The organism is Polaribacter sp. MED152 (genome assembly GCF_000152945.2).
Taxonomy (GTDB): Bacteria; Bacteroidota; Bacteroidia; order Flavobacteriales; family Flavobacteriaceae; genus Polaribacter.
Genome location: NC_020830.1, coordinates 745418 through 757854 on the forward strand (window position 1 = coordinate 745418; position 12437 = coordinate 757854).

General features: G+C 30.9%; 10 protein-coding genes. 6 read left to right on the top strand and 4 right to left on the bottom strand.

The window, feature by feature from the left end; translation table 11 throughout:
• The 3 genes from tgt to MED152_RS03430 form a co-directional block, all read right to left on the bottom strand.
• Positions 1 to 1131 carry a tRNA guanosine(34) transglycosylase Tgt gene (tgt, locus tag MED152_RS03420; protein WP_015480461.1) on the bottom strand — a complete coding sequence of 377 codons (1131 nt, stop codon included), beginning with the start codon at positions 1129 to 1131 and terminating at the stop codon, positions 1 to 3.
• Positions 1132 to 1205: 74 nt separating this feature from the next.
• Positions 1206 to 2096 (bottom strand): 23S rRNA pseudouridine(2604) synthase RluF, encoded by an 891-nt coding sequence (rluF, locus tag MED152_RS03425; protein ID WP_015480462.1) that lies wholly within the window; start codon positions 2094 to 2096, stop codon positions 1206 to 1208.
• 32 nt (positions 2097 to 2128) lie between these two features.
• Positions 2129 to 2731, bottom strand: coding sequence for an alpha-ketoglutarate-dependent dioxygenase AlkB (locus MED152_RS03430; RefSeq protein ID WP_015480463.1), 603 nt, complete (start codon positions 2729 to 2731; stop codon positions 2129 to 2131).
• A gap of 97 nt (positions 2732 to 2828) precedes the next feature.
• Between MED152_RS03430 and uvrB the strand changes: the two genes are divergently transcribed.
• Complete coding sequence (uvrB, locus tag MED152_RS03435) at positions 2829 to 4817, top strand: excinuclease ABC subunit UvrB (protein WP_015480464.1); 1989 nt, start codon at positions 2829 to 2831, stop codon at positions 4815 to 4817.
• Positions 4818 to 4884: 67 nt separating this feature from the next.
• Here uvrB and sucC read toward each other — a convergent pair whose 3' ends face one another.
• On the bottom strand, positions 4885 to 6081 hold the full coding sequence (gene sucC / locus MED152_RS03440) for an ADP-forming succinate--CoA ligase subunit beta (RefSeq protein WP_015480465.1): 1197 nt from the start codon (positions 6079 to 6081) through the stop codon (positions 4885 to 4887).
• Between the two features lie 300 nt (positions 6082 to 6381).
• Between sucC and MED152_RS03445 the strand changes: the two genes are divergently transcribed.
• The 5 genes from MED152_RS03445 to MED152_RS03465 all read left to right on the top strand — a co-directional run bounded on the left by MED152_RS03445 (position 6382) and on the right by MED152_RS03465 (position 12435).
• Entirely contained in the window at positions 6382 to 8805 is a 2424-nt protein-coding gene (locus MED152_RS03445; RefSeq protein WP_015480466.1) for a DUF5916 domain-containing protein, read from the top strand.
• Positions 8806 to 8890: 85 nt separating this feature from the next.
• The gene (locus tag MED152_RS03450; RefSeq protein WP_041383839.1) at positions 8891 to 9550 is read left to right on the top strand and encodes an ABC transporter ATP-binding protein; all 660 of its coding nucleotides are present in this window, start codon (positions 8891 to 8893) and stop codon (positions 9548 to 9550) included.
• A 17-nt stretch (positions 9551 to 9567) separates the two neighbouring features.
• Positions 9568 to 10113: a CPBP family intramembrane glutamic endopeptidase gene (locus tag MED152_RS03455; protein WP_015480468.1), complete on the top strand. Its 546-nt coding sequence runs from the start codon at positions 9568 to 9570 to the stop codon at positions 10111 to 10113.
• 4 nt (positions 10114 to 10117) lie between these two features.
• Positions 10118 to 10882, top strand: coding sequence for a TIGR02757 family protein (locus MED152_RS03460; RefSeq protein ID WP_015480469.1), 765 nt, complete (start codon positions 10118 to 10120; stop codon positions 10880 to 10882).
• Positions 10883 to 10950: 68 nt separating this feature from the next.
• Positions 10951 to 12435: a S10 family peptidase gene (locus MED152_RS03465; protein ID WP_015480470.1), complete on the top strand. Its 1485-nt coding sequence runs from the start codon at positions 10951 to 10953 to the stop codon at positions 12433 to 12435.
• Positions 12436 to 12437: the final 2 nt, after the last annotated feature.

Here is a 12437-nt window from a genome sequence, read left to right on the forward strand (position 1 = left end):
TTACAAACGTTTATCCATTTGTTTTACCATCATATCTTTCCATTCTCTAAAATCACCAGCAATAATATGTTTTCTTGCTTCACGAGTTAACCAAACATAAAAACCTAAATTGTGTATAGAGGCTATTTGTTTACCTAACATTTCTTTAGCCACAAATAAGTGACGTAAATAAGCTTTAGAATACATAGTATCTACAGAAGTAATACCCATTTCATCTATTGGCGAAAAATCTTCTGCCCACTTCTTATTCTTGATGTTTATTGAGCCATGAGCAGTAAACAACATACCATTTCTTGCATTTCTAGTAGGCATAACACAATCGAACATGTCTATACCTAAGGCAATATTTTCTAAAATATTAATTGGTGTACCTACACCCATTAAATAACGAGGCTTATCTTCTGGTAAAATTTCTGTAACAACCTCTGTCATTGCATACATTTCTTCTGCAGGCTCACCAACAGAAAGACCACCAATTGCATTCGCTTTTTGATCTGAATTTGCAATGTATTCAGCAGATTGCCTTCTTAAATCTTTATATGTACTTCCTTGAACAATTGGCATAAAAGTTTGCTCAAAACCATATTTGTATGGCAAACCATCTAAATGATTTATACATCTTTTTAACCATCTATGTGTCATATGCATAGATCGTTTTGCGTAATTATAATCACAAGGATAAGGTGTACACTCATCAAAAGCCATAATGAAATCTGCACCAATAGTTCTCTGTGTTTCCATTACATTTTCCGGCGTAAAAAAGTGCATAGAACCATCAATATGACTTTTAAACTTTACACCTTCTTCATTAATTTTTCTTCTACCAGACAAAGAATAAACTTGGTAACCACCAGAATCTGTTAAGATATTTCTATCCCAATTCATGAACTTATGCAAACCACCAGCTTTTTCTAAGATATCTAACTTTGGTCTTAAATATAAATGATAGGTGTTACCTAAAATAATATCTGGATTGATATCATTTTTTAACTCAGTTTGATGAACACCTTTTACAGTACCAACTGTACCTACAGGCATAAAAATAGGAGTCTCAATAACTCCATGAGCTGTAGTAATAGATCCTGCTCTAGCTTGACTTTTAGGATCTGTAAGTTTTAAATCGAATTTCATTGTGGGCAAAGATAGTACTATTTAAGAATTGAAAAATTAAATAAATCCTAATTTTAAAAGGGATTTAGATTTACTTACCTCCTTTTTCTTTTAGAAGAAAATGAGGTGTTTTTTCTTTTATTTTTGGGTGATGATTTTCTAAAAGATGCGCTCTTTCTATTGAAATCGTTTTTAGTGGGTGCAAGTTTCTTTTTTGGCTTTTTAGCTTTAGGCTTTTCTTTAATTTTTGAGGCCTCTTCTGTTTTAGATGACGTTGAAATCATTTTATTAATTTCATTCATCTCTTCTTCAGTTAATTCACGCCAGTCGCCAGTTTGTAGATACCCCAACTCTACATTCATTATTCTTGTTCGCTTTAACTTGGTAACTTCATAGTCTAAATATTCACACATTCTACGAATTTGCCTATTTAAACCTTGAGTAAGAATTATTTTAAAGATTTTATCGTTTACTTTTTCTACCAAACACTTTTGAGTAACTGTTCCTAAAATAGGAATTCCATTCCCCATTTTTTCTATAAAATCTTCTGTGATTGATTTGTTTACAGTTACAAAATATTCTTTTTCGTGATTGTTACCAGCTCTTAAAATCTTATTTACAATATCACCATCATTGGTTAAGAAAATTAAGCCTTCAGAGGGTTTATCTAAACGTCCTATAGGAAATAAACGCTCAGGATAATTAATGTGCTTTACAATATTATTTGGTTCTCTACCATCTGTGGTAGAAACAATCCCTACAGGTTTATTTAAAGCAATGTAAATCGTTACATCTTTTGGTTTTACTACTCTACCATCTAGTTTTACAACATCCTTCTTGGTTACTCTATTGCCAAGTTGTGTGGCTTTGCCATTAAGAGTTACCCTACCTTCTTTAATAAATTTTTCAGCTTCTCTTCTAGAACAAATTCCAGATGAACTGATGTACTTATTTAGGTTTGTAGATTTTTGATTGTTAGTATCCAAAGAAATTATTTTGTGCAAAAATAGACAAACAGTTATAATTCTATTGTTCTAAAGGTTAAATTAATTCGAGGTGAATTTACTTTTTTAGTGGGTGGTAATCTATGCAACCAATTTGTTTGTGTTCCCTGTTTCATAACTAACAAGCTGCCTCTTTCTAAAACAATATCTATTCTTTGTTTATTCTCTTTATGTTTAAAAGAAAATTTCCGCTCAGCCCCTAAAGATAAAGAAGCTATTGCACCATCTTTTTTCATCATTTTTTCTCCATCTGAATGATAAGCCATGCCTTCATCTCCTGAGTGATATAAATTTAGTAAGCAAGAATTATACGTTTCATTGCTTTCTTTTTCAACAATATCTTTCAAATCTAACAACTCCTTAATCCACAGATTTGCCTTTTTGGTAACTTTAGAATAGGTATAAGAATATTCTGATTCTCCATACCAAGCTACTTTTCTTTTAGTTATAATGCGTTTACCAAAAATAATAGCCTCGTCATTTTTCCAATTGATTTTCTGCATTAATACATCAAAATAAAAATCGCATTGCTCTTTATTTAATACAATACCATGATAATTGGTTACACCATCAAAAGGTAAAATATTCTTAATTTTTTCTGAAGAAAATAAATCCATACTCTAAAATAAAACAATTAGAATGGCTGTCAAAATTTAACTTCAATTTTAAAATTTTCTATTTTTTATAGTCTTTAAGTATGCGTATTTTTACAGTATGCAATTTAAGATAAAATCGGAATTTTCTCCTACTGGAGATCAACCAGAAGCAATAAAACAACTTTCTGAAGGTGTTAAACAAAATGAGAAATTTCAAACACTTTTAGGGGTTACAGGTTCAGGTAAAACCTTTACCATTGCTAATGTTGTAAAAGAGGTAAAAAAACCAACCTTGATTTTGGCTCATAATAAAACTTTAGCGGCTCAATTGTATTCTGAGTTCAAACAGTTTTTTCCAGAAAATGCTGTGGAGTATTTTGTTTCTTACTATGATTATTATCAACCAGAGGCTTACATTCCTGTTTCAGGTACGTATATCGAAAAAGATTTATCAATCAATGAAGATATTGAGCGTTTGCGTTTAAGCACTACTTCCTCTCTACTTTCAGGTAGAAGAGATGTTTTGGTAGTAGCATCGGTTTCTTGTTTGTATGGTATTGGAAATCCTACTGAATTTAAGAAAAATGTTATTCCTGTTAGAGTTGGTCAACAAATATCTAGAACCACATTTTTACATCAATTGGTTACTAGTTTGTATTCTAGAACCGAAATTGAAATAAAAAGTGGAAAATTTAAAGTAAAGGGTGATGTTGTAACTATATACCCTTCTTATGGAGATAATGGATATCGTGTTCATTTTTTTGGTGACGAAATAGAAGAAATTGAAGCTTTTGATTTAGAGAATAATACTGTAATTGAAAAATTTGAACATTTAACCATATATCCTGCAAACTTATTTGTTACCTCTCCTGATGTACTTCAAGATGCTATTCACCAGATACAAGAAGATATGGTAAAACAGGTTAACTATTTTAAAGAAATAGGGAAACCTCTAGAAGCAAAACGATTAGAAGAAAGAACCGAATTCGATTTAGAAATGATTCGTGAGTTGGGGTATTGTTCTGGTATTGAAAACTATTCTCGCTATTTAGATGGACGTGAACCAGGTACAAGACCTTTCTGTTTATTGGACTACTTTCCTGATGATTACTTAATGGTAATAGATGAAAGTCATGTTACAGTACCACAAACACATGCCATGTATGGTGGAGATAGAAGTAGAAAAGAGAACTTAGTTGAATATGGTTTTAGATTGCCTGCAGCTATGGATAATAGACCTTTAAAGTTTGATGAGTTTGAAGCCATACAAAATCAAACCATATTTGTTTCTGCAACACCTGCAGATTACGAATTACAAAAATCAGAAGGTGTTTTTGTAGAGCAAATTATTAGACCAACAGGTTTATTAGATCCACCTATTGAGGTAAGACCAAGCTTAAATCAAATAGATGATTTAATCGAAGAAATTCAAGTTAGGGTAGAAAAAGACGAGCGTACTTTAGTAACAACACTAACAAAACGTATGGCTGAAGAGTTAACAAAATATTTAACTAGGGTTGATATTCGTTGTAGATACATACATTCTGATGTAGATACTCTAGAACGTGTAGAAATAATGCAAGATTTGCGTAAAGGTTTGTTTGATGTTTTAATTGGTGTAAACCTTTTAAGAGAAGGGTTAGATTTACCAGAAGTATCTTTAGTAGCCATTTTGGATGCTGATAAAGAAGGTTTTTTACGTAACAATAAATCGTTAACGCAAACTGTAGGTAGAGCTGCAAGAAACGTAAATGGTTTGGCTATTATGTATGCTGATAAAATTACGGACAGTATGCAAAAAACCATAGATGAAACAGAGAGGAGAAGAGAAATTCAAATTGCTTACAACACCAAACATAATAGAGTACCTACACAAATTAATAAGAAAATTGAAGATACTTTAACCAAATCTGCTGTTTCTAGTTTTCATTATGATAATGCCATTACAAAAGCTGCAGAACAAGAATTACAATACTTACCTAAAGAAGAAATACAAGATAGAATTCGTAAAAAACGTAAACAAATGGAAGCTGCAGCTAAAAGTTTAGACTTTATTGTAGCAGCACAATTAAGAGATGAAATTGCAGTTTTAAAAGAGCAAGTTTAAAACTAAATTTCTCATAAATAAAAAACCTCGCAAAAGCGAGGTTTTTTATTATATATAAACTTAAATATTAAGCTTCTAAAACTTCAGCAACTTTATCTGCTGCTTCTTGAAATTCTGTAGCAGAAATAATTTCCATTCCAGAATTGTCTATTAATTCTTTTGCTTCTTTAGCATTAGTACCTTGTAATCTACAAATAATTGGAACTGTAATTTTATCTCCCATACTTTGGTACGCATCTACAACACCTTGCGCTACTCTATCACAACGTACAATACCTCCAAAAATATTTACTAAAATTGCTTTTACGTTTTCATCTTTTAAAATGATACCAAAAGCAGTTTCAACTCTTTGTGCATCTGCAGTACCACCTACATCTAAAAAGTTTGCAGGCTCTCCTCCAGATTCTTTAATTAAATCCATAGTTCCCATTGCTAAACCAGCACCATTAACCATACAACCAACATTACCATCTAAATCTACGTAGTTTAAACCTGCAGCTTTAGCTTCTACTTCAATAGGATTTTCCTCTCTTAAATCACGCATTGCTGCATAATCTTTATGTCTAAATAGTGCATTTTCATCTAAAGAAACTTTAGCATCAACAGCCATTATTTTGTCATCAGAAGTTTTTAATACTGGATTAATTTCAAACATTGAAGAATCTGATTTAATATATGCAGTATATAAAGCAGAAACGAATTTTGTCATTTCTTTAAATGCTGTACCAGATAAACCTAAGTTAAAAGCAACTTTTCTTGCTTGAAATGGCATTAAACCTAATAACGGATCTATTTCTTCTGTAAAAATTAAATGCGGAGTTTCTTCTGCAACAGTTTCAATATCCATTCCACCTTCTGTAGAATACATAATCATGTTTTTACCAGTTGCTCTATTTAATAAAACAGACATATAATATTCTTCTGGCTCAGAATCTCCAGGATAATATACATCTTCAGCAACTAAAACTTGATTAACCAACTTACCTTCTGCAGAAGTTTGAGGTGTAATTAACATCATACCTAAAATATCATCAGCAATGCTTTCTACTTGCTCTAAATTCTTAGCTAGCTTTACTCCACCACCTTTTCCACGTCCACCTGCATGAACCTGAGCTTTAATAACATGCCAACCTGTGCCTGTTTCTTCAGTTAATTTCTTAGCAGCTGCAACAGCTTCAATTGGTGTACTTGCTACAATTCCTCTTTGAATTCTAACACCAAAACTATTTAATATTTCTTTTCCTTGATATTCGTGTAAGTTCATTTGTATCCTTTTAAAAAACGTAAACAAAAATACAAATTCAATAGAGAAAGCAACTAAAGTTTTTTAAAAAAAATAAAATAAAATCAATTCTTATTATTTTCTAGAATTCTGGAAGTAGATTTTGTTAAAATGATACTAAAAATGCCTCTGAAAATTATTTTAATATGCTTTTAAGAATTAATTAACAGTCCATTTTTGTCACACTTGAAATATTACAGTGTCTTTACTTATAGTTACAAATCCTTTAAAATCCTCCTATTAATTTTAAGATAGCGTAACAACAAATCAACCAAAAAATACATGTTACAAAAAATTTCTATGCTTCTTTTTGCAGTATTTCTATTGCAACAGGTAAATGCACAAAATCAAAAGGACAGAAAAACAATTAAAACTACAAGAGTTAGTAAAGCACCTAAAATTGATGGTGTTTTAAATGATGAGGCTTGGAAAAATGCTGAATTAGCTACAGACTTTGTAATTTTTAGACCCGCTAACGGAGTTTTAGTTCCTGCAGAATATCAAACTACAGTTAGAGTTGTTTACGATGATGATGCTGTATATATTTCTGCAGAAATGCTAGATCCTGATCCTGAAGGTATACCAAAAGAATTTGCAGTTAGAGACAATTTTTCTATTGCAGATTTTTTTCTAATAACAATAAATCCAAATGATGATGGCCAAAATCCTTTTGAGTTTATAATACAAGCAACAGGTAACCAATTAGATGCCAAAATTTCTAACGGAAATGAAGATTTTAATTGGAGTGCAGTTTGGGCAAGTGCTGCTATAATTACAGATAAAGGTTGGAACGCAGAAATAGAAATACCTTACAGAGCTATTCGTTTTGCAAATAGACCTGTACAATCTTGGGGATTTAATTTTCACAGAAGACTAGAAAAATTAAACGAACAACATACTTGGACGCACATTGATAATTCTGTTGGAAGATGGACACAATATGATGGTCTTATTGAAGATTTTAGAAACATTAAACCATCAACAAGATTAAATTTATACCCATATGCTTCAGCCACCACAAATACTTTTGAAGGAAATACCGAGTTTGACTGGAGTGTTGGAATGGACATTAAATATGGTATTACAGAAAACTTTACATTAGATGCTACTTTAATTCCAGATTTTAGTCAAGTTGGATTTGACGATGTTGTACTAAATCTAGGGCCTTTTGAACAGCGATTTACAGAACAAAGACAGTTTTTTACTGAAGGTACAGAACTGTTTAATATTGCCAACTTATTTTACTCGAGAAGAATTGGGGCTGCCCCAATTGATCAATTTAATGTTTCTAGTACTTTAACTACTAATGAAGAAATTATAGATTATCCTAGAAAAGTAACTATGATTAATGCAATTAAAATATCTGGAAGAACCAAAAAAGGGCTAGGTATTGGTTTTTTTAATGCCATTACAGAAAAAACAAATGTCACTATTAGAGATAATACTACAGGTGATGTAAGAGAAGAAGTCATAGATCCTTTTACCAACTACAACATTTTGGTGTTAGATCAGCAATTCAACCAAAACTCTACTGTATCTTTAATTAATACAAATGTTACAAGAGATGGTAGATTTAGAGATGCAAATGTAACCGCTTTAGATTGGCATATAGAAACCAAGGATAGTAAATACAATGTTGATGGTTCTTTTAGAATGAGTAATATTTCTGATGATGTGAATAATCCAAATACAGGTTACACTTTTGACAACAGTTTTGGATACAACTCTGGACATTGGTATTGGGAGTTAGGTTATAATTTTGAAAACAAAGATTTCAATCCGAATGATTTAGGAATTCTATTTAGTAATGACCAACAAACCTTTTATAATAATGCAGGTTGGCGAACTTTACAACCCACCAAAAACTTTAATAGGTATAATTTCAATTTTTATAGCCAAACCAATTTTCAACATTTCTCTGGCTTATTTACAGGATTCAATTCTGGTTTAAACTACAATGCACAAACTGTTAAAAGATTCTCTTTTGGTGGAAACTTAAATTATGGCTCTGAACAAAAAGACTTTTTTGAACCAAGACAAGGAACTACTAGTGGAGTTTATTTTTTACAACCAGAAAGAATGAATGTTAATGGCTATATTTCTACCAACTCTCAAAAAAAATTAGCCTTAGACGCAAACGGATATTATTCAGGCTATACCAATAACCCAAAGCAAGGTTTTGGGTTTAGCCTTGCTCCCAGATATCGTTTTAACAATCAATTTTCATTACGTTATCGTTTAAATTATAATAAAACAAATGACGATCAAGGTTATGTAAATGAAACATCAAACAATATTATTTTTGGAATGAGAGATCGTAAAAGTTATACCAATACCATTTCAGGTAAATACAGCTTCAGTACAAATTCTTCTTTATCATTAAGCTTTAGACATTATTGGAGTGATGTAAAATATAATGCATATTACAATTTAAATAGTGAAGGTGGTTTAGATGCTAATAACTCATATATTGGTGAAGATGTAAACTTCAATAGCTGGAATTTAGACTTAAACTACATTTGGCAATTTGCACCTGGAAGTCAATTAATAGCTTTTTATAGAAATTCAATATTTAATTTAGATACACAATCTGAACTTACTTTTTTTGAAAATCTAGACAATTTATTTGAACAATCACAAAGACATACATTTTCAGTTCGATTTGTATATTTTATTGATTACAATAAATTGAAGAAAATATTTTAAATAGGTTCCCCAACTTTAAATAAAAACGGGTATACAATAAAAGTATATCCGTTTTTTCATAAATTCGTATTTCGATATGCAACCTATGATAGTTACAAAAAACATCCATAAATATTATGGTGATGTAGAAGTTTTAAAAGGCTTAGATTTAGAAATTAAGAAAGGAGAAATTGTAGCCATTGTTGGGCCTTCAGGAGCTGGTAAAACTACGCTTTTACAGATTTTAGGCACCTTAGATCAACCTATTAAAGAGCAAGATTTCGAGTTACAAATCAATAATACTTCTTTAAAAAATTTGAGCGACAAAGCACTTTCTAAATTTAGAAATGAACATATTGGTTTTATATTTCAATTCCACCAACTATTACCAGAATTTACTGCCTTAGAGAATGTATGCATTCCTGGTTTTATTGCAAAAAAAGAAAAGAAAGATGTAGAAAACAGAGCCAAGGAATTGCTAACCTTTTTGGGTTTGTCACATAGAATAAACCATAAACCTAGCGAACTTTCTGGTGGTGAGCAGCAAAGAGTTGCTGTGGCTAGAGCTTTAATTAACAATCCATCTATTGTTTTGGCAGATGAACCTAGTGGAAATTTAGATAGTACTTCTGCTAAAAATCTTCATGAACTCTTTTTTAAACTAAGAGACGAATTTGGTCAAACTTTTGTTTTAGTAACTCATAATGAGGAACTTGCAAATATGGCTGATAGAAAATTAACAATGAAAGATGGTAAAATATCTTAAAAATCCAACATAATTTTATGATCGAAACTCTAAAAGAGCTTTTTATTTATTTTAAGAACCCAATTCTTGAAGAAGACCAAAATATTGATTTTAGTTATAGAATTAAAAAATTCATTTCATTATTATTAATATGTTTGGCAACTGGTTTCTTAATATCACCTCTTTTTATTCTTATTGAAAGTTTAGGATTTGTAGACATGCAAAACCATGCTATGGAAGATTTAATGAAGAAACTTTCTAAACCCATAATATTTTTATTTGCAGCAATTATAGCACCTGTTTTTGAAGAATTAATATTTAGAGCACCTTTAACAGCTTTTAAAAAGAAGAATCAATTTAGAATTGCTTTTTATGTTTTTACCATTTTATTTGGTTTAGTTCATATCACAAATTTTGATATCACTACTAATGTTCTACTTCTTTCACCGATTTTAGTTTTACCTCAATTGCTAGTTGGCGGTTATTTCGGATTTATTAGAATACGTTTTGGTTTGGTTTGGAGCATGGCTTTGCATGGCTGTTATAACGCTATTTTAATGCTTGTTTCTTTCTCAACTTACTAGTTAAATGAGGAAAAAAGATTTAAAAATTTTCTTAGACGAAAAAGTTCAGCAATACAACAATCCAAAGTTTATTGATTCTGATCCGATTCAAATTCCACATTTATTTCACAAAAAAGAAGATATTGAAATTGCTGGTTTTTTAGCTGCAACCATTTCTTGGGGTAACAGAACAATGATCATCAAGAATGCAAAAAAAATGATGCAATTGCTAGATGATGCTCCTTATGATTTTGTAATAAATCATGAAGAAAAAGATTTAGAAAACTTAAATAATTTTGTCCACAGAACCTACAATTCAATTGATTTTAAGCAATTTATAAAATCACTGAAACATATTTACAAGAATCATAATGGGCTAGAAAGTGCGCTAAACATCAAAGATAATTCAAATAATTATCAAACTGCCATCCATAGTTTTAAACAAATGTTTTTTGAAATAAATCATGAAAGTAGAACCTTAAAACATGTTTCAGATCCTTTAAAAAATTCTGCAGCAAAACGTATTAATATGTTTTTAAGATGGATGGTAAGAAATGACAAAGCTGGAGTAGATTTCGGAATTTGGCCTAGTCATAATCCTGCAAACCTTTCTTGCCCATTAGATGTTCATTCAGGGAATGTAGCCAGAAAACTAAAGTTACTTACCAGAAAACAAAATGATTGGAAAGCATTAACTGAGCTTGATAAAAATCTTCGAAAATTAGATGCTAAAGATCCAGTAAAATATGACTTTGCGTTATTTGGTTTGGGTGTTTTCGAAAAGTTTTAATAAGTAGTTAACAAGTTTTTTTAGTTCTTTTTATTTGTAATAAATTAGATTCTCTAATCTAATTCATTATGAAAAAACTAATCTTTTTAATAGCGTTAGCTGTACACTTTTCTTATCAAGCCCAAGATCATAGAATACCTTTAGACACCATGGTTGTTACAAACAACTCTGTAGTAATTAAAGGTAAAAATGTACCTTATAAAGCCACAACAGGCATGCAACCTGTTTGGAATGATAATGGAAAAATTATAGCCTCTTTATATTATACTTACTACAAAAGAAGCGATGTTAAAAATGATGAAAACAGACCTATCATTATGTCTTTTAATGGTGGACCAGGATCTGCATCAGTTTGGATGCATATTGCATATACTGGACCAAAAGTTCTAAAAATTGATGATGAAGGATTTCCTGTGCAACCTTATGGCGTTAAAGACAATCCTAATTCAATATTAGATGTGGCTGATATTGTTTATGTAAACCCAGTAAATACTGGCTATTCTAGACCAGTATTGGCAAAAGGAGAAAAATTAGATAAGTCTCAATTTTTCGGAATTAATGCAGATGTAAAATACCTTGCAAGTTGGTTAAATACCTTTATCACTAGAAACAACAGATGGAAATCTCCTAAATATATTATTGGAGAAAGTTATGGAGGAACAAGAGTTATGGGCTTAGCTGCAGAACTTCAAAACAGACAATGGATGTATTTGAATGGAGTAATTATGGTTTCTCCTGCAGATTATAAAGTGCTAAGAACAGAAGGTTCTGTAGATTATGCAATTAACTTACCTTATTTTACAGCTGCTGCTTGGTATCATAAAATGCTTAGCCCTGAATTGCAAAACAAGGACTTAAACCAAATTTTACCAGAAGCCGAAGATTTTGCAATTAACACATTACTACCAGCCATTTCAAAAGGAGGATTTATTTCAGACTTAGAAAAAAACTCTGTTGCCAAAAAAATGGGCTATTATTCAGGATTAAAAACAAAAGTAATATTACAAAACAATTTAGAGGTATCTCCAAGCTTCTTTTGGAAAGAGTTGTTACGTGATAAATCAGGTCAAACAATTGGAAGATTAGATTCTAGATATCTTGGAGTAGACAAAAAAGAATCTGGGGCAAGTACAGATTATAACTCAGAGATAACCTCTTGGCTACATTCTTTTACTCCAGCCATAAATTACTATATCAGAGAAGAATTAAACTTTAAAACCGATGTTAAATACAATGTTTTCGGCTCTGTTTCTCCCTGGGACAATAGAAACAATAACGTTAGAGAAGGATTAAGACAGGCAATGGCTCAAAATCCGTACTTAAAAGTACTCATACAGTCTGGATATTATGATGGTGCCACAACCTATTTTGGTGCAAAATATACGATGTGGAAAACTGATCCTAGTGGAAAAATGAAAGATAGATTTTATTTTAAAGGATACAGAAGTGGCCATATGATGTATCTAAGAAACGAAGATTTACAAAAAGCAAATGATGATTTGAGAACTTTTATAAGCAACAGTTTATCGAATGGAAAATCTGCAAAATACTAAGT